Source organism: Pseudomonas sp. FP2335, assembly GCF_030687535.1.
Classification (GTDB): domain Bacteria; phylum Pseudomonadota; class Gammaproteobacteria; order Pseudomonadales; family Pseudomonadaceae; genus Aquipseudomonas.
The window spans coordinates 683,112-703,380 of sequence record NZ_CP117437.1 but is presented as its reverse complement, the minus strand read 5'-3'; the positions used below and the strand labels follow the sequence as shown (position 1 = coordinate 703,380).

Here is a 20,269-nt window from a genome sequence, read left to right as displayed (position 1 = left end):
TAACCAACTTTCAGGAGTGAAAGAAGGCCATCCTAGGCCGCGCGGTTTGGCGCGCGGCGCTAACTATCTACCCGCCGCCGTTCAGTCCAGGGGGTGTTCAAGCAGTTCCTGACGCGTCAGGCTTTCGATCAGGGCCGACTCTTCCACTGCCAGTTGTGCCTGCAAATCCTTGGCTTGGGCTTCATAGGTCGCGCGGCTGAGCGAGCCCGCTTCAGCCTGGTCATGCAAGACCGCCAGGCGTTCGTGGTAGGGCTTGCTGAGGGTGTCGAACTGCGGGCGGTATTTACTGGTGATGAAATCCTGCCAAAACTCCCTGGCCATCAACGCCTGGAACTCCTGCGGCGACCCGTTGAGCCTGAGCACCTGGGCCTCGGCCGCGTCGAGCATGGCCGGGGTGACCCGGCCCAGTACGGTAAACCGCGTCTGGTCGGGCTGCCCCGGTAGGTCCAGGCGCTGCGGCCCCTTGAGCCCCACGCGGTAGGCCAGCCGGATTTCCACTTCTTCAAGCTGGGCGATGCGGTGCTGTTTTTGCGCCGTCGACAGGCTCGGGTCCTGGTTGATCGCCGCAGTGCGCGTGGCGATATCGTTCAAGGCGATGCTCTCGACCTGATCCAGGCGAAACAACCCGCGGGACAGTTTCATCAACGCCGGCCCCTGGGCCAGGTCAGTGGCCTGCGCTCGCGCCCGCTCCACCAGGGTCATGACTTCCACATTGCTGAACGACAACGCGGCGCGGTCGCAGCAGGCGGCGCGTCCGGCCCAGTCGAACATGCGCTCGCGCAAGGCTTCGGACTCGGCCGTGTGCTCGGTGACGCTATCGATCACCTCCCACACCCGTCGCTGCAACTCCGCGTGGCCGACCCCGGCCTCCTGCAGGTCGTTCAACATCTGGAAAAAGCCGTCCGAGCCCGCCTGCCCGCGCAAACCTCGCCACTGGGCTCTACGGGCAATCACCTGAGCAGCGTCGAGACCTTGGGTCCAACGCTGGAACGGGGCGGACACAAAGTCTGCATCAAGAAGAGCGCTGCGCCTGCCGGCCGTGCTCACCAAGGCATTGGGCCGCTGCGCAGTGAGCAGCCCGGCCTCACGCAACCGGCCGGCATACGCGTTGACTTGCTGCAGCGTGGCGTCGGACAGCGGGTTGTCCGCGAGGAGGGTCACGCCGCTGATCCGCGCACTGTGCGCCAGGTCTTCAGGGGGCGGGTTGATCAGTGCTGCCGGAATGTCGGTCAGTCGGTTGTCACTCAGGTCGATACGGTCCAGCAACGGTTGCTCCCACAGCCCCGTGGGCCAGGTGTCGAGCCCGGCACTGTGCAGGCTCAATGACCGCATATCGCCAATGTTGCTGAAGTCCGGCGACATGCCCAGCGGGTTATTGTCCAACAGCAGCGCACGCAGGGTCACGCGCCCGGCCAGGATCTGCCGGGTCTGCGGCGTCAGGCGAAGCCGGTTGTTTTGCAGGCTCAAGCGGGTCAAGCCTTGCATATGCTCCAGCGCGGGGGGCAGCTCGCGCAGTCGGTTGTTGGACAGGTCCAGCCAGCGCACACCGCGAAAGTTCATCAGGAAGCTCTCCGGGGAAGTCTCCAGCCCCATGTTGCTCAAGTTGAGCGAGCCCACATGGCTGAAATCCGCCTCCAGGCTCGGCAGGCTGGGCAGTGGCAGACCGCTGAGGTCGAGCGCGAAGCCGATGGGCGTGCCGTCACGTGCGTTTCGCGTCGGCGCGTCACGCAGCCAGCATTTGACGATCAGCTCCCGGGCAGTGAAGCGTGCATCGCGGGTCGGGACGTTGCGCTGCAAACGGTCGCCACGGATATAACGCTGATGCGCCCCCCCTCCAGAAAAAGCCCAGGCATTGAGCTGTTCGTAAAGTCGATCGAATTCCTGCACCTGGAGCGTCAAATGGGCCTCGGCGTCCTCCCCCAAGCTCCAAATCAGCTCCCTGGCACGCATGTACGTCATGTCGGGGTGCATGTGCAGCACTTGCCGGATCATTGGCGATTCGACGCTGAAGGCGTCGGTGATACTACTGGTGAGCAATTCGGGGTGCTGCCGGGAGAGGCGCAGCCAGTAGTCGTCCACTTGGCGAGCCACCTCGGGTGGAAACGGATTGCCCGCGATCAGGGTCACGCCGTTGATGCGCACCCTCTGCTGGAAATCCTCGGGGGCCGGCTCCAGGTTTTCCCTAGGGATTGCGCGCAGCCGATTGAACTGCAAATCGAAACGCTGCAGGTTGAGCTGATCGCGCACCCCGGCTGGCCACTGCTCGATCCCGGCGTATTTCAAGTCCACGTATTTGAGCTGGGGCATGCCGCTGAAGTCCGGCGCAATCCCCAGGTTGTTGTGGGACAGGTCCACGTACTCCAGGCGTTCCAGCGCCGCCAGGCGGGCCGCGCTGTGCGCCGTCAGTCGCAAGCCATTGTTCTGCATCGACAGGTAGGTCAGCTCGCGCATGGCACCGATGGCCTCGGGCAATTGCTGCACGCCACTGCGGTCGAGCGTGAGCACCTTGAGGCCAGTGAAGTTACTCAGAAAGGTGTCCGCCTCGGGCGACCAGCTCATCGCGCGTATGACCACCGTCTGAACATGCCCGAAGCCGGCGGTGAGCGCAGGTAAACCATGGGGTTGGGCCGGGGTCAGGCGCAATTCGCTGCCCGTCTCGCGCCGCCAGCAGCGTTTGATTTGCTGGGCGACATAGCGCGCATTGCTCTGCGAGAGCGGCGAGGCATGACGAGTGCTGTGGACCCAGGCTTTGAGGTGCTGCTTGAGGTCGGCGTACTCGGTTTCCAGCCGCGTCAACTCACCGCGTACGTTGGGGCCCAATGACTCGATAAAGCCTGTGATTTGCTCATCGCTGAACGTACGAAACAGCCGGCGCACACGCACTTGGGGTGTACGCAGGGCATTGGCGGTACTCGCCAGCAATTGCGGCAACCCGCGACCGCCACCGAGCAGGCGCATCGCCGGGTCATAGGCGGGTTTGACGATGGGGTGTTCCAGCAGCACCGTGCGCAATGGCGCCCGTGGCAACGGCGTTTGCGCGATGGCCGATTTGAGCTCGGCCACGTTATTCACGCCCAGGGCCTGGCGCTCGGCGCTGCTCAACAGGTGCCACAAGGCCGAGTGGAAGTCGCGCCCGCCCGGGCTGTCGAATTGGCCATCCGCAGTCAGGATCAGGCTGCGCCGGGCGCCCGCGTCCGGGGAGCCGATGGCATCGAGCAGCTCACCGTCGGCCGAAAACTGGCGCAGCTCGATTCGCGAACCGCGCTGCCAGCCCGGCAAGGTTTCCAGCGTGCGCAGGGCCAGGCGCTGGGTGTCGAGGCCCGCCGATTCATCGAGGAACAGCCCTTCATAGGCGCGGGCGACACGGGTTTCCTGCTCCGCCCAACGCGCCCGCTCATCCAGCGTCTCGGGCAGCCGGCCGCCATTGCCCAGGGCCTGGCGCTCGAGCGTGCTGGTGCAGTCGAGCAGTGACCGGGCAACCGGCACCGGCAGTTTCGGGTACTGGGTCAAGAGCTGCTGGACTGCCGGATCGGCGTCCGGGTACAGCGCCCGGTAGCGCTCCTCAAGCAGCGCGTGCTTGAGGTCCGCGGCCTGCTGCGCCAGGTATCGGCGCAGCAGGGTCGCACGCTGGTCGATGCTATCGGCGGCAGTGCCGGGGATGTCCTTGAGTTCGGGGTCTTGGTCTTGCAGGGTGCGCAGCACCTCGGTCAGCCCTGCGCCATTGGCATCCTGCACGTGATTGAGCACCACTTGCGTACGCGGGGTAGCGGCCGGTGCCGGATCGTCCCAGAGCACCTCGCCGGTACTGCCCAACACCCGCAGCGGCTGGTTGCCGAGCAAGCCACGGCGCAGCATCAGGTCCAGTTGCGCGGCCAGGTCGGCCTGCGCGTAGGTGGCCGGGTCGGCACTGCCCAACTGTTCGATGAAGGTAGTCAGCTCCTGGTGCAGGCGAAAGCGCTGGAGGGAGTCGGCCAGCAGCAGTGGCGTGGGTTGCTGATCGGCGTGCACGGTGCGCAGGGTATCGGTGTCTATGCCGCTGGCCAGTTGCGCCTGCTGGCGCGCCTCGCTATTGAGGGACTGCACATCATGGCCTAGGCGCCTGAGCACGGTTGTGGCGTCCCAGGTCAGCGGTTCTTCGGCCTCGTGGCTCCAGGCACCCTGCTGGTTGTGTTCCAGCAAGGGCTCGTAGGCGTGCGGCCGGGTGGGGTGTTGTACGCGGTAATCGCCGCTGTCGACATCCTGCCTGACGCGGTAAAAATCGCCATCCAGGGCCAGCACTTTTTGCCCCTGGTGCTCGAACAGGCCCAGGGCATCAGGCTGGGCGTCCGGTGCCAGTTCGAGGTCGACCTTGTAGGGCGCCAGGTCCGGTTTCCATAAGCGCTGTTCACCGTTCGATAAAGTGACCGGCTTGAGTTGCTCGGCCACACGCGACACCTGAATGCGCGGCAGCACGTACGCGCCGGCGCCGATAAACCCCACGTTCAACGCCACGCTGGAAAAGTGCGCCCACATCGCGCGGATGTCGTCATTTTCAAAAGCCTCGATGCCTTCATACACCTCGTGGCACATCTGCACCGCTCCCACCGCCAGCATGATCGGCCCCAGGCCGGGCACCACGAAGGCGGCCAGGTTGAACACGCTGACCACCGCATCCAGATAGCTCTGTAGCCGCTCCTTGCGCGCCTTGCTGTCTTCATCGCCGGTAGGCACGGCTACGGCGCGAGCGTCGGCGCGGATTTTCTCGACCATCGCCCGGCGCAATTGCGGCCACAGGTTGCCCCTGAGGGTGACGTCGCCCAACGGCAGCTGGGCGGGGTTCGACCGCAATGGGAAATCGCCTTGCGCGTCCCTGTCCGTGGGCTGGTACAGCCGGTTGAACTTGCGAAAGAACTCACCTTGCTGGCGCACCGGAATAAAGCGGCTGAAGAATCGCCGGTAGGCGACGCTGTGCAGGCGCATCCTCAGGTCCGCCATGAACGCGGCGCTGTGCTCATACTCGCGTAACGGTTGTTGCGGATCGTTGGGCAGGTACACCACCAGGCGCTGGGGCGTGCCGGCGCCGGACCGGCTCGGCCCGATCAGCAGCGGGCCCACCAGCACAATACCGAATACCTTGAGCGCCTGGACGACCACCGGCCGGCCATCCAGGGTGATGGCCGGAGCATCGGCCAGCAGCTGTTTGAGCATGTCATAGACCGGCGCGCTGATGCCGGACGCCACTTGGGTACTGTTCGGTTTATGCGCATATTGCAGGTGCGCGATTTCGGTACTCACCGCCAGATGCTGGCGCTGGTGCTCTTCCAGTTGCCCCTCCAACGCCTCGCGCTCGCCGGGGTCGGCCGGTTGCAGGATGTCATTGATGTGTTGTTGGTAGCGCGTGCCCAGGTCGAGGTTACGGCAGAGCGTGGCGAACAGATGGGGGGCGATGGCGACGGCTTCGGCGCTGACCGTGGGATAGCGCACAATAATATCGCCGTCGTAGCTGCCCCATCGGGTGATGACCTGGCAATCGCTGCAACGCGGCGGCTTTTGCTCGGCGGGTTCGAAGTTGGCCAAGGCCGCTTCCAACAAGGAAATGCCACGGTATTCATGGTTCAGCGACGGGTCGTTGGTGCGGTCCAGCACCAGGAAGCCCCACAGGTCATCGCGATCCTTGAACGCATACTTGCGCGCGAAATAGACATTGCGCACATCCACATCAAGACCGAAGCGGCTCTTGATCGCGTCCTTGAGCGGCTGTTCGGCGAACTCGAAAATGTCGTTGAGGTTGCCCAGGCGGTTTTCCAGTTGGTTCAACGCCTGGCGAAAATGACGGTGTGCGCTCGACAACGCAGCGTGCTGCTGCGGCGTCGCCCGGCGATACCAGGACGGCAGATGCAGTTCGTAGTTGCCCAACTCGGCCTGGCGCGATGCCGGGGCCTGGGAAAACCAGGCCGGCACACGCTCCTTGAGCACGTCGTAATGAACGCCGCGCAGGTCGGCATTGAGGGTGCCGCCTTCGGCGGGCGGAGGTTGCAGGTCAGGCATGAGGGTCATCCATTAGGTGTGAAAAGACCCTCAGCCTACTGAGCCTGTGCGCCGAAAAAGCCTGACTATGTACCCCGTGCTCGCTTCACGGGAACAAGGCCTTGACCATGTTTTCGGTGTAGCGGTAATTCAGGCGCAGCTCGGCTCCCGCGGGGATATCTTGCGACGCCCACAGCGTATTGAGCAGCAGGTCCTTGGTCACCGTGCGGGCATTCGGCCCCATACCCAGCAGCATCTCGACCTCCACGGCAAAGGGTATGTTCTTGAGGTTGTACCCCTCGCTCGCCTGGCGCACCGGTTTGCCCTGGGCGTCATACTCAAACAGCGTATTGATCCTTGAGAGGATGTTGTCCCCCGTCTGAACGATCGGCTTGGTGACGAGCGCACCGCCCTCAACCACCCGGCGACTGCCCACGGTCATGGCGAACGTGTGCCCCTCAGTACCCTCGACTCCCGCGGGCAGTACAGTACCGCCGTAGACCCCGACGATTTCGCCTTTGGCGATACGCCGGTTGGCCACCACCGTGATTTGCCCCACCAGTGCCTGCTCCCCCGGCGCCTTCATATCCGCCGGGGTGAACGTGCGCACTTGCAGTTGCTCGTCATACAGCCTGGCCACGTCCTCGTACCCGCCGAACCGGATGTAAGGCTTGATCTGATCGGAGCTGTACTTGACCCCGCCGATTTCGACGACCTTCTCCAACTGGGTGATGCGCATCGCTCGGCCCTGGAAATCGCGCAGCGGGTATTTACCGTTGTTGACGCGGTTGTAGGTGCCCGGCAGATTGCGCGTGGTCGCGAAATGGTCGGCGCGGCGCATCGCAGCGCGTTCCTCGGCGGTGTAGGGGGCGGCCGGCATGGATTCCGAGGCCACCTCGAACTCATCGTCGGAGCGATCCGAGGCCGATGCAAATTCATCATCGGACGGCGTCGTCAGGCCCCCGCCGAGCGATCCCCGGCGCCGCCACACGCCGTTGATGTCGGGTTTGGCGAGAATCCCACTGCTGACCAGCGCTTGCGGATCATTCGGTGCAGCTACCCGCAACACATAGTGCAAGCCATCCCCGGCATCCGGCATGCTCGCCACGAAATAGGTCTTGCCGTTGAATGAGATCGCCCGGCCCTCCGCACGCGGCATGCGGTAACCGCTGCCACGGCTGGAGCCAGGCAGCGCTTCCATACCGGACGCACTCACCGGCGCAGACAACGCTGCCACCTCCTGGCGCGACAGCTCCAGCAGTTTCTGGTTGCGCTCAATCGCCCGCTCCACCTCCAACGCCTGCAGGGCTTGGGCGTAAGCCTCCGTGGAAATGTCCGGATGCTCATCCTCGATCTGGTTCTGCTTCTGCGCGGCGCGCTGCTGCAGCGCGCTAAGTTGATCGGGGTAGAGGTCTTCGAGGTAGCGCACCCAATAGTCGCGGGCAATCAGGTCGTCATAAAACGCCTCGGTCGTTTCCCGTCGCTCCACTTCACGCAAAGCCTGGGAGCGGGCTTCGCCATCGATGGGCGTACTGTAGCGCATATAGTGGGGCTGGCCGGGCAACGGCAGACCGTCGCGCCATCCATGGGTCAGGCCGATGCGGTAGCTCAGGCGCACCTCGGCGGGGTCGTGGCTGGTCCTTGCACGTTCATGCGCCAGGCGCTCCACCTGGTCCAGGCGGAACAACTGGCGTGACAGACGCAGCAGCGCCCGCCCGCGGTGCTCCAGGCCCGGCGGCACATCGCGCAAGGCGTTGTACTCGAAGACTTTCACCTCCAGCTCGCTGAAGGCCAGCGTGCGCCCGTCCGCACAGGTGCCGTGGGTACGCGACATGCTGAACAAGGTTTCACGCAGTTCGGTATCGCGCTCGGCGGCTTCCAGCACACTCCACACACGACGCGTGAGGTCGGCGCGAAACAGGCGGAATTCCTGGGTGTCCTGCAGGGTCTGGAGCAGGTGGAAGAAGTGCACGTTATCCGGCTCGTTGGCCAGCCGCTGCCACAACGCGCGATAGTCGGCGACGTCCGTGGTGGGGACGGGGGCCAGCCAGGGCGCCAGTTGTCCGGGAATCGCCTCGATGGTCTCTGGCTCGATCACTTCATCAGGCGCGATTGGCTGTTCGATATCCGACCCATCATCGTCACTGTGCTCGCCCATTTCATCCCGGGCATAGCCCAGCGCAGTGTCACGGCCCCGGCGCTCGGCGTATGCCCTGAGTCGCTCCAGACTCTCGCGGGACAAGTCGGGGTTCATGCTGAGGTCGGTGCCCTCCATCAAGGTGTCATGTTGGCCGTCCAGGGCCTGGGCCGGGATCGAGGTGATCTCGTTACCGCTCAGGTCCAGGGTGCGCAGGCGCGGCGCCTGCAACACTCCGGCGGGCCAGGCCTGCAGCAGGTTATGGCTGAGGTCGAGTGCCTCCAGGTTATCCAATCGCTCGACGCTGAAGGCTGGCAGGTTGTTGTAGCCCAGGTCCAACGAGCGCAGGTGCGCCAATTGTCGCAGTGTGGGGTACAACGGTTCGGGGTCGGTCAGGTCCAGGGTCGCCAGGTCGAGTTGCTCCAGGCGCGGCATGCCCGACACGGCCCGGGGTAGCTCGGGCAGGTACTGGCCGTTAAGCGTGAGCCTGCGCAGCTCGGTAAACGCCTGTAGAAAATCGTTGGAGCCTTGGGCGGTGATGCGCACGCCCGTCAGGTCCAAGTGCTGCACATGGGAGAAATCACCCGGCAACCCTGGCAGGTCACCCAGTTGCAGGCCGCTGAAATCCAGGCTGGCGAATGGTCGCACGTACCCGCCAGGCACGCCTTGGCGCCAGCATTCGACGATCCGCGTCGCCGCCAAGGCGCGCCCCTGTGAGGAGATCTGCCAGCCTTCGCCCGACGTTTGGCGTACAAATACCCAGCCGTTGAGCTCGACGGTCAGCGCGTCGAGCGTCTGGTTCCATTGGCGCAGCCTTGCCTCCATCACGGCCTGCGACAGCCCCTGGCGCTCCAGCTGTTCGAGACCTTGGCGCAGTTGATCCGCCGAGAAGTCCGGGCATAGCCGTTGCAGACTTTGTGTGCGCCACAGCGGGCCTTCGCCGTCCGGTAGCGCCGGGGCCAAGGGCAGCAGGTGGCGGGCAACCGACGTAGCGGTTTCCTGTGGCGCAAACTCGGTAGACGACTCTGCTTGCGCGGCAAATCGCGCCAACGCCCCCTCGGGCAGGCCACGGTTGCGTTCGACGCGCTGCAGGGCTTGGGTCAGCGCAGTCTGCGCGGTTTCATCCAACGGCGCCCCCAGCAGGTTGAGGCTGAGCACCAGCTCGTCCCGGGCCAGCGCCGCCGGGGCCAGCGAGGTCACTGCAGAATCGCGCAGGTCCAGCCAGCTCAACTGGGCAAGCTGCTCGACCCCCGTGGGCAAGGCTTGCAGGGCGCTGCCACCGAGGTTCAATGCTTGAAGCCGATCCATGGCGCTGACATCCAGACGGGTCAACGGGTTCTTGCCCAGGTCCAGGGTTTCCAGCAGCGACTGGTCAGCGGCGGCCAGCGGCAGTTCGCCCAAGGCGCAGTCGCTCAGGTCGAGGTTGCGCAGTTGGCCGAACCCACGGATAAACCCGCGCAACGACTCTAGGGGCGCGCGCAACCCACGCAGGTTCAGGGTTTGTATATGGCTGAAGCCTTGTGCAGGTAACGGCGGCATCTCCAGCACCGACAACGCGGGCAGTTCGAGGGTTGTGGCGTAGTGCGGCGCGTTGTAGCGCTGTAGCAAGCCGTCGTACCAGGCATTGTCGATGGCTTGCGCCGCCCGCATGCGCATCAGGTGATCTGCCGAGTAGGTCTGCGGGCCTTGCCATGTGGCCAGGTCCGCGCTCAAGGCAGCCTGTTCCGCACTCAGCGCCTCGATGGCTTGGAACCTGGACCGAGCACCTGTCCACCGGACCAGAAACGCTTCCTGCAGTGCCGCTGAACGTGCCAGCGAGCGTGAATAGTCGACCATCATGTTGTTCCGTGTGCCGAGCCGAGTCAGTTCAGCCTGACAGTACTCTCGCACCATTTCTTCCTGGTCGACCCAGTGCTCGGCCTGCGCCTGCACGTACTCATAGGCAGCACGGAATTGTTCGGGATCAAGCCGTGACCAGTCCAGCGACAAACCGCGCCACAGACGCTCATGCCCAGGCGTGAGCAGCTCGGGCGGCAAGCTGCGCACCGACATACGCTTGAAGTCCACTCGCTCAAGATGGGGCAGCCTCAGCAGTTCTGCAGGAAGCTCGGACAGGAAGCCCCCTGACACCCGCAGATAGCGCAATTGGGTAAAGCCGCTGAAGTCCATCTCCTGGTTGAGTTCCATCACATTCTGCAGCGTCAGCGAGCGCAGTTGGGTCAACCGCTGCAGCTTGGCGACCTGGGTATCGACGAAGGCCGGCGTCGATATATCCCGGGTGATTTTCAGCTCCGTGAGCGCCGACAGGTTCAGCAGCGCATCGGGCACTCTGCGCAGGTCCGAGCTAGTCATCCTGATCTCAAGGTTCTGCACGTTGGAGAACGTTGCCAACAACGGCTCCACGGTAGCGTCCGTTAACCCTGCACCGCCCACCACCAAGTGTCGCACGTGGGAAAAATCAGCTTCCAGCGGCGGCAATGGTTCATTGAAAAACAGCTCCAGCCGGGCGAACTGTGGATCCTCCGCCAACGGTGCTCGCTGCCAACTGCCTTTGATCGCATCGGCCACCCCGCCTCGTCCCAATACCCAGAGATTCCTGCCGGTGAGCGATGGCTGCTGTGCGCCGGTCCATTGGTCCAATGTCGACTCCAGGGCCTGCCATTCGCGCTGGCGATTGTTGAGCAGGTGGACGATGTCCCGCTCCGATTTTCCACTGAGCATTTGCCGGAGGATAAACCCGTTGGCCTGATCATCTGTCAATCGCGTGTACACCGCCTGCACCCTCGTCGTCAGGTCCGGCGACGCCCCTGCGCCCCGTCCACTGGCCGGGTACCCCACCAGTTTGTCAGCGATGCGCTGCGGTGGCCGGAACCAGGGCTGTTGGTGAAGACGCCCGGTGACGATCCGGGCGGACGCCAGGCGGTGCTCTAGCGCGTGATCGCGGATCAGGCGCTGCAACCTTGCGTGCTCGCCCACATGGGCAACGCCGAGGGATTGGCGCGCTTCATCCGGCAAGGCATGCATGAGCGACGGGAAGAAATTGTCACCGTACGCCGGCACGCTGTTGAGGGCCTCGCCCCTTTCATCAAACGCCTGGTAGGTGGGCCCGCGCTTGACCAGGTATTTGCGCTGGGTGGCCGCCTCGCTGCCGATCCCGTCGAGCAAGGTCCCGGCCATGTTGCCCTCACGCACCTCCAGGCGCAGGGTCGACGGCCAGCCGGGCAGGTCGGCCAGGGTTTGCAACGCCAAGTGACGGCTGTCGGCCGAGGCCATGTTCTCTCCGGACAGACCGGCAAAGGCCCGTGCCAGTCGTCCCTGCTGGGCGTACCAACGGCCCTGCTGCAACAGGTGCAACGGCACTGTATTGCTGGCCTGCATGCGCGCGACTTCCTCTCCATCGGCCTGGGCCAGCACCGCTTGCGCCGCCGGCTCGCTGAGCCCGGGGCACTCGCGTTGCAGCCGGGTGACCCACGGCGCGTGCGGCTCGGTGCCGTTGTAGAGGCTGTCGAAGATCGCCGGTTTACGGGTGCGGGCAAAATCGGCCAACTGCTTGCGCAACTCCTGGGGCCTGGCAGCCACCACGCGCGCTGGCTCACCGCCCAGCATGCCGGTGATTTCCGCTTCGTCCAGTTGGGCCAGGATGCGCTGGGGCAACTCGCCACTGAGCACATCGGCGCGGCTCACGCGGATCGCCGGTTTGCGCTGGCGCAGGCCAACCAGACGCTCAACCCCGTACTGGATCGAAGGCCCCGCCAACTCAGGGCCTTCGAACACTTGCAGCACCCGCCCCAATGGCCAGCGCGGCATTTGCGTGACCAGGGGCAGGCTGTAGAAATAACGGCCATTGATCGGCTGCGCGCCTTCCAACTGCTCGATCACCTCCTCGACGCCGCGGTCGGATTCGAACAAACGCAACGCATCGACCAACGCGGGCGGCGGCAGGGCATTGTCCAGGTGCATTTTGCGCAGGGCAGCCTCATCGACACCGCTGATGTCGGCGGCCCTGAGCAGCGTTTCGTCGCTCAAGCCCTCGACCGCTGGGCCCATGCGCCGCAGCGACGTGAGACGATCCCAGTGTTGCGGACGCTCCAGGGCCAGGCGCCAGGCACCGGCGCCATTGTGGCTGAGCAGTGGCTGATAAGCCTCGGGATCGCTGGGGTGGCGGATACGCCAGCGCTGCTGCGTTTCGTCCCACGCCTGTTCGTAGACCTTGCCGTCGAGACGGATGTAGGTCTTGCCATTCAACCGGAATTGACCTTGCGCGTCAGCGTCGCCCGGCAGGCTGACGGCCTGTTCATAGCCCTTGAGGTCCGGTTTCCACAAGCGTTGTTCGCCACTGGGCAAGGTCACCGGTTCAAGGTTTTCGATCACCGGTTGCGCCTTGACCGACGCCAGTTTGGCCAAGCCTTTACCGACCCCCGCCGTGACGGCGAGGAAGGCAAGGTTTTGCGCCACGTCCAACAAATGCGCCTTGGCCGCCTGGCGGTCGCCTTCGCTCCATTCGATCGCGCCCGCGAAACTTTCGTACAGCAGTTGTGCGGCCATCACCCCCATCATCAACTCGCCCAGCACCGGCACGAACATCGACACGGCGGTGAACAGCAGCATGCCGATGTTGAGCAGGCGCGCGAGTTTTTCCGAGCGCACCCTGGCATCTACGTCCGCCGTCGGCACAGCGTGGGCACGGGCGTCGGCAACCAGCTTGGCGCGATGCTGGTCGAACAGGTAATCCCACAGGTCCACGTTGTCAGCCCAGAGACCATGGCCTGCGCGTGGGATGTCCCGGGGAGCCAGGAACGGGTCGGGGTTCGCTTGCCTGGGCGGTGGCGAGCCAGGCGGCAGATGGCGCAACCCGGTAAAAATGGCAAACGGATTGACGCCCTTGGCAATCTCATTGAGCAACGGTGCATAGCTCGCCACTTTATGGCTGAACGACGGATCTGGCGCGGCTTTCGTCAGTTGCCTGAAGTAATCAGGCAGGTCGGCATACGCGACGAAACGGCTGAAAAAGCGTTGGTAGGGCGTCGGGCTGCCGTCATCCGGGGCCTTGGCATCGCGCTCGGTAAAGCGCTGCTTGAACGCGCGGTCCATGGTCGAGGCGCTGTAGCGTTTGAGCGGTGCGTAGGGGTCGTGGGGCACGTAGAGGATCCACTCGTCGGTGTACCTGTACTTGTCACTGATCACGAACAGCACGCAGCCGGTCATGCGGTGCTTCATCAGGCTCAGGTCGCAAAACCACACCGGTTTGCCGCCCAATCGTGGAAACCGCTCGCCGTCGGCGACCGCCAGCAGCATGCGGTAGTCGTCGGGTTCGATGTCCTTTTTAAGCAGCGCCATTTCTGCGGCCGCGCGCAGTGCCGCTTTCTGTGCGGTGGTGAACTTCTCGCGCAGTACAGTGCGGGTGACTGCGTCTTGGGAATAGAGGTAATCCTTGAGGTAGGCCTGGTACTGCGCACCGATGTCGAGGCTGCGGCACAGGCTGGTGAATTGCTTCACGCTAATGCCTGTTGTGATGGCCTTGAACGTGCTGGCGGTGTCCTGCTCAAGAAACCCGGAGGACTCATGAAAAGCGCCGCTTTCGCACTCCGCGGCTTCGAAGTTGTGCAACGCGGCCTGCAACAACGGCAGTTTCAACACCTCATAGCTGGCAATATCGATGCCGAGAACACCCACTTCGACAGCCTGCCTGAGCTGCAAAAACGTCGTGTTGACGTCGAGGGTGACGTTGAATTTCTCCTTGAGGGCATGAACCAGCAGCGGCTCGGCAAAGCGGTCGATGCCTTGCAGGCCGGCCATGGCTTTATCCAGGCGCGTCTGGGTAGTGAATGCAGCGCGAGTTTGCGTGTGCAGGGCCTGGCGCTGCGCCGCCGTGGCGTGTCGGTACCAAAGGGGGGGCTGGGTGGGACTGTCCCTGAAGGCGGCCAGGCGTTCGGGTGTGGCATCGACCAGCCAATCGGGGATCGACCGTTCGATGAAGTCGCCGTGCAGGCTGCGGGAAATCGGCGGATGCGCCGGCGCCGTGGCCGGCGCGGCAGAGGTGAGATCGGGCATGGCTTAGCTCCTTGGATTGGGAGCGTCAGCACACCATGCCCGACGGAGCAGCCCGCGCTAGATAGTTAGCGCGGCGCTCGATGCCTCAGAAATTCTCGCGAGGGTTGAACGCGGCTTTTTTAGCCAGTTCCTGCCACAGGGAGACTGTCTCGTCGTCGGCCGTCTTAGGCATCACGGCCTTGAGCTGGATAAACAGATAACCGCGTTGCCCGCTCTTGTTCAGCAACCCATGGCCCTTGGCACGCATGCGCTGGCCGTTCTGGCTGCCGGCAGGCACCTTGAGGTTGATCTTGCCGGTGAGGGTCGGCACCGCAACTTCCGCACCCAACGCCAACTCCCACGGCGCCAGCGGCAGGTTGATGATCAGGTTTTCGCCATCGACCTCGAACTTCGGATGCGGCGCGAACTTGATGATCAGGTACAGATCACCGTTGGCACCACCGCCAATGCCCGGGGCACCCTGGCCCTTGAGCCGAATGCGCTCACCGTCGGCGACGCCGGCGGGGATCTTCACGTTCAGGCTCTTGGTGGTGTTGCTCACATGACGGCCCGAGGCGTCGTATTGCGGCACCTGGAAGCTGATTTGCTTGGACTCGGTAGAGAGTGTCTCTTCCAGGAACACCGACAGCTGCATCTCCACGTCCTGGCCCTTGCGCCCGGCAGGACGGCGCTGACCGCCGCCGAAACCGTCGCCGCGCGAACCGAAGATCGAGCTGAAGAAGTCCGAGAAGTCCTCGCCGCCGCCACCGCCGCCAAAGCCGCCACGGCTCTGCCAGCCCGGTGGCCCCTGGAACGGTTGGCCATGCTGGCCGTATTTGCGCAGCTCGTCGTATTCGGCGCGCTTGTCGGCGCTCTTGAGCGCTTCGTAGGCTTCGGACGCGTCCTTGAACTTGGCTTCGGCGTCTTTTTCCTTGCTTACGTCGGGGTGATATTTACGCGCGAGCTTGCGGTAGGCCGCCTTGATTTCCTTGTCGTCGGCCGTCGGCTCTACGCCCAATATCTTGTAGTAGTCTTTGAAATCCATCGGCGGTTCACCATCCTTAATCGAGATCGCACAGCCCGGGGCACAACGTGCGCAGCTTTGCACCTGTTGAGTCTTGTGGCCAGGGGGTGCGTCAAAGTGTTATCGGCATTCACCGTATGCAGCAGATGTGGGGGCGAATCCCGCACTTTCAAGGCGTATTTACAGATAGCCGGCCTACGCATCCGCCGCCGACTGGCATACACTGCGCGGCCGTTTTTCGACCGGAACCCGATAGACATGAACAACCCATCCCCAGCCCGTGCCTGCGGCATCGACTTTGGCACGTCCAACTCCACCGTCGGCTGGATCCGCCCCGGCGAGGAGACGCTTATTGCGCTGGAGGACGACAAGATCACCCTGCCGTCGGTGGTGTTCTTCAACTTCGAGGAACGCCGCCCGGTGTACGGTCGCCTGGCGCTGCACGAGTACCTGGAAAACTACGAAGGCCGCCTGATGCGCTCGCTCAAGAGCCTGTTGGGTTCCAAGCTGATCAAGCACGACACCAGCGTGCTCGGCACCGCGATGCCGTTCACCGACCTGCTGGCGCTGTTTATCGGCCAGCTCAAGAGCCGCGCCGAAGCCAACGCGGGCCGTGAGTTTGAAGAAGTGGTGCTGGGCCGCCCGGTATTTTTCGTCGATGACGACCCGATGGCCGACCAGGAAGCCGAGAACACCCTGGTGGACGTGGCGCGCAAGATCGGCTTCAAGGACATTTCGTTCCAGTACGAGCCCATCGCGGCCGCGTTCGACTACGAGTCCACCATCCAGAAGGAAGAGCTGGTACTGATCGTCGATATCGGCGGTGGTACGTCTGACTTTTCCCTCGTGCGCCTGTCGCCGGACCGCCGCCACAACGACAACCGCCAGAGCGACATCCTCGCCACCGGCGGCGTGCACATCGGCGGGACCGACTTCGACAAACAGCTCTCGCTGAACGGCATGATGCCGCTGTTCGGCTACGGCAGCCGCATGAAGAGCGGCGCCTACATGCCCACCAGCCACCACATGAACCTGGCGACCTGGCACACCATCAACTCGGTGTACTCGCAAAAGTCCCAGTTGGCCCTGGGCAGCATGCGCTACGACATCGAAGACACCGGCGGCATCGACCGCCTGTTCAAGTTGATCGAACAGCGCGCCGGGCACTGGTTGGCCATGGAAGTGGAAGAAACCAAGATCCAACTGACCCACGAAGACAGCCGCCACGTCGCGCTGGACCGCATCGAACCAGGCCTGAGCGTAGACCTGAGCCGCGCACTGTTCGAGTCGTCCATCGATACCTTGCTGGAGCGTGTGCGCGGCAGCGTGACGCAGTTGCTCAACGACGCTTCGGTGAGCGTGGCGCAGGTGGACACGGTGTTCTTTACCGGCGGTTCCAGCGGGATTCCGGCACTGCGCCACAGCATCTCGGCGATGTTGCCGAAGGCGCGGCATGTGGAAGGCAATATCTTTGGCAGTATCGGCAGTGGTCTGGCGATTGAGGCGAGCAAGCGGTACGGCTACTGAGTTTTAGCTGAAAGACTGCGGCGCGCCCTTCGCGAGCAAGCCCGCCCCCACATTTACGGTGTTTACACATTTAGACTTGTGAACACAGTCAGCGTGGGAGCGGGCTTGCTCGCGAAGAGGCCAGCCCAGGCAACACAATCCTTAAACCATCCCCCCAAGCTTCAGCTCACTTTTGAGATACGCATAATAAATCGGCCCCGCCACCACACCGGGCAAGCCGAACGCCGCCTCGAACACCAGCATCGCCAGCAACAACTCCCACGACTTGGCACTGATCTGCCCGCCGACGATCCGCGCGTTGAGGAAGTACTCGACCTTGTGGATCACGATCAAATAGCCCAGCGCCGCCACCGCCACCCAGATCGACAGGGACAGCGCGACGATGGTGATCAGCGTGTTGGACATCAGGTTGCCGATCACCGGCAGCAGGCCGAGCAGGAAGGTCAGCACGATCAGGGTTTTGGTCAGCGGCAGGTGAATCCCGCACAACGGCAACACCACGGCGAGGAATACGGCGGTGAAGGCGGTGTTGAGCGCGGCGATCTTGATCTGGGCGAAGACGATGTTGCGAAAGGCCTGGACCAACAGGTGCAGGCGGTCGAACAGCGCGGCGGCAAGGGGTTTGCGTTTGGTCAGGTCGGGCACGCGCTGTAGGGCGATGATCGCGCCGAGCACCATGCCGATCAGCAGGGTGACGAACATGTGGGCGGCGTCTTTGCCGACCAATTGCAGTTCGCTCAGGTGCTTGCTCATCCAGTCGCCGATGGCCACGCGGAATTCGGCGGCACTGGCGGGCAGGTAGGCGTCGATAAACGGCGGCAATTGGCCGCGTGCGCGATCAACCACGCCCATGAATTTGTCGAGGGAAGCCCCGGGGTTTTCCGCTTCGTGGAGCAGGAAGCTGATGGCACCGGCAAAAATCAGGGTCAGCACGCTGACGATCAAAGTGCCGAGCAAGGCCACCGCCAACCAGCGCGCACGCCGGCCTTCGATCAGCCGTTGCAGTTGGGGGGTGAGCATGTTGACCAGTTCATACACCAACAGGCCGGCCAACAGGCTGGGCAGCAGCTTGAGCGGCAGCACCAGCAGCAAACCGCCGAAAATGATGATGTAGCTGGCCAGCAACAACACAGGACGCTGAGAAAACGTTGGCATACAGCCTCAAAACAAACGGCGTTAAAGGATGGGCAGTCTGCCAGCCTTGAGGGAATCAAGCGAGAGCTCTGAAAATTGTGAACACCGTCAATGTGGGAGCGGGCTTGCTCGCGAAAGCGGTGTATCAGTCGCCAGATTTGTTGACTGACCCACCGCTTTCGCGAGCAAGCCCGCTCCCACAGGGTATGTGCGCTGTCAGTTGCCTTTGAGGCAAGTGCTCATAAAGGTCTTGCGCGCATCGCCAGTCAGCGCCTTGGTCTTCGCCGAGGCATTGCAGTCTTTCATCTTCTGCTGCTGCGGCGTCAGGGTCTTGGCGTCATTGGCCGCCGGGGCCGACAGGCAGGTTTTCATGAACGCCTTGCGTTCGTCACCCTTGAGGGTCTTGGTGGTGGCTTCGGCGTTGCACGTGGTCATTTTGTTCTGCTGGGCGGTGGCGGCAAAGCCCTGGGAACACAGCAGCAGGCCCATCATCAACAACGGAATTCGCAGCATCTTCATGGAGTTTTCTCCCTGTTACCGTACCGAGGGGCACGGCCTACCCTGCAGTGTAGTCAAACCCTGTTACATCTTCACCCACCACGAATCGTGGTCCGCCGGTACTGCTCCGGGGTGCAACCGGCGTGGCGTTGGAACATCGCAATAAAGGCCGAGGCAGTGCTGTAGCCCAGGTCGAAGGCCACGTGTTGCACGCTGTGTTCGCTGTTTAGCGCCTCGATAGCCGCAAGGTAGCGCAGACGCTGGCGCCATTCGCCAAAGCTCATGCCCAACTCGCGCACGAACTGGCGCGCCAGGGTGCGTTCGCTGACGTGCACGTGCGCCGCCCAGTGGGCCAGCGGGCGGTTGTCGCCGGGGTCGGCCTGCATGCCTTCGAGCACACCGAGCAGGCCGGGGTGGCGGGCGTAGGGCAAGAAACAATTGTGGATCGGCGCCTGCTTGAGTTGGTCCACCAGCACCTGGGCCAGGCGGATGTCGGCTTCGCTCTGCGGGATGTTCACGTCGCGCCGGGCGAAGTCGCTGAGGATCGCCTTGAGGATGTCGCTGATCGCCAGGGTGCAGGGTTGCTGCGGCAGTTGCGCGCAGAGCGCCGGAGCCAGCCCCACCGAGTGGTAGACAATCGCCTAGGCGTTGTAAGAACTGTGCTCGGTGTGCGGCGGCACCCACACCGCGTACTGCGGTGGCGACATAAAGCGATTGCCGGCCACTTCCATACGCATCACGCCGCTGGCGGAGTAATCCAGCGAACCCCAGCCGTGCCGGTGCGGGGTGCATTCGGTGTCGGGGGCAAAATCCGAATAGCGGAAGTACACCGGGCTCGGCAGTTGGGGGAAATCCGGGAGGCGTACGTTGTGCTTGGCCATGTTGTCTGGATACATCAGTCATTTGTCCGGATCGCAGTATAGGCTGCGATCCAGACAAGGGATAATCGCCCCTCATCAACACACCTGGTTTCTTTCAATGCAATACGCGTATCCCCTGCTGGCCATCTTCATTTGGGCCGGCAACACCGTGGTCAACAAGTTGGCCGTGGGTTCGATCTTCCCCTCGGAGATCGGCTTTTACCGCTGGCTGCTGGCGGCAATGCTGTTTACCCCGTTCATGCTCAAACCGGTGCTCGCCCACTGGGCGCAGATCCGCCCGAACCTGGGCAAGATCGGCATCCTTGGCGTGCTGGGCATGGCGGTGTACCAAAGCCTGGCGTACTACGCCGCGTCGCTGACCACGGCGACCAACATGGGCATCATCCTGTCGCTGATGCCACTGATGGCGCTCACCGCGGCGATCATCAGCCTCGGCCAGCGCCTGACCTACGGCGCGCTCACGGGGGCCGTGCTGTCGTTTGCCGGGGTGGTCGTGGTGGTGTCGTCCGGCAGTCTTGGTGCGTTGCTGCAGCATGGGGTCAACCTGGGCGATGCGATGATGCTGGTCGCCACCCTGGCCTACGCGGTCTACAGCACCTTGCTGAAAAAATGGCAACTGCGCCTGCCGCCACTGGTGTTGCTGTACTTGCAGGTGCTGGTGGCGGTGGTGGTGCTGTTTCCGCTGTTCGTGTTCTCGGAAAAGGCCGGGCTGGGCTGGGCGAATATTCCGCTGGTGTTGTACGCCTGCCTACTGGCTTCGATGCTGGCGCCGCTGGCGTGGATGCACTCGGTGAAGACCCTGGGGCCAAGCCGAACCACGCTGTTTTTCAATTTGCTGCCGTTGATCACGGCGCTGATTGCGGCGCTGGTGCTAAAGGAAGAGCTGGCGCTGTATCACTTGGTGGGGGGCTTGCTGACACTGGGCGGGGTGATTTTGTCGGAGCGCTGGACCACGCCGGTCAGAGCGGCCTGAACGCGATCAAAATGTGGGAGCGGGCTTGTGTGGGAGCGGGCTTGCTCGCGAATACGGTG

The 20,269-nt window shown here is 63.5% G+C and carries 7 protein-coding genes and 1 pseudogene; 2 read left to right on the top strand and 6 right to left on the bottom strand.

The features are described 5' to 3' along the window. Window positions 1-81: 81 nt before the first annotated feature. From PSH81_RS02930 to PSH81_RS02920, 3 genes are all read right to left on the bottom strand, one after another. Window positions 82-6,027 (bottom strand): dermonecrotic toxin domain-containing protein, encoded by a 5,946-nt coding sequence (locus PSH81_RS02930; protein ID WP_305391973.1) that lies wholly within the window; start codon window positions 6,025-6,027, stop codon window positions 82-84. A gap of 85 nt (window positions 6,028-6,112) precedes the next feature. Then, window positions 6,113-14,194: an NEL-type E3 ubiquitin ligase domain-containing protein gene (locus PSH81_RS02925; RefSeq protein WP_305391972.1), complete on the bottom strand. Its 8,082-nt coding sequence runs from the start codon at window positions 14,192-14,194 to the stop codon at window positions 6,113-6,115. Window positions 14,195-14,279: 85 nt separating this feature from the next. Then, the gene (locus PSH81_RS02920; RefSeq protein WP_226455635.1) at window positions 14,280-15,218 is read right to left on the bottom strand and encodes a DnaJ C-terminal domain-containing protein; all 939 of its coding nucleotides are present in this window, start codon (window positions 15,216-15,218) and stop codon (window positions 14,280-14,282) included. Window positions 15,219-15,455: 237 nt separating this feature from the next. Between PSH81_RS02920 and PSH81_RS02915 the strand changes: the two genes are divergently transcribed. Further along, complete coding sequence (locus tag PSH81_RS02915) at window positions 15,456-16,724, top strand: Hsp70 family protein (RefSeq protein ID WP_226455634.1); 1,269 nt, start codon at window positions 15,456-15,458, stop codon at window positions 16,722-16,724. Window positions 16,725-16,865: 141 nt separating this feature from the next. Here the strand turns inward: PSH81_RS02915 and PSH81_RS02910 are convergent, their stop codons facing one another. From PSH81_RS02910 to PSH81_RS02900, 3 genes and pseudogenes are all read right to left on the bottom strand, one after another. After that, complete coding sequence (locus PSH81_RS02910; RefSeq protein WP_192300227.1) at window positions 16,866-17,879, bottom strand: AI-2E family transporter; 1,014 nt, start codon at window positions 17,877-17,879, stop codon at window positions 16,866-16,868. A 195-nt stretch (window positions 17,880-18,074) separates the two neighbouring features. Next, a complete protein-coding gene (locus PSH81_RS02905) occupies window positions 18,075-18,377 on the bottom strand; it encodes a PsiF family protein (RefSeq protein WP_226455633.1) in 303 nt (100 codons plus the stop codon). 71 nt (window positions 18,378-18,448) lie between these two features. Continuing rightward, window positions 18,449-19,237, bottom strand: a pseudogene (locus PSH81_RS02900) (helix-turn-helix transcriptional regulator). Window positions 19,238-19,334: 97 nt separating this feature from the next. Here PSH81_RS02900 and PSH81_RS02895 point away from each other — a divergent pair. Continuing rightward, window positions 19,335-20,210 (top strand): DMT family transporter, encoded by an 876-nt coding sequence (locus PSH81_RS02895; protein WP_305391971.1) that lies wholly within the window; start codon window positions 19,335-19,337, stop codon window positions 20,208-20,210. The last annotated feature ends 59 nt before the right edge of the window (window positions 20,211-20,269 follow it).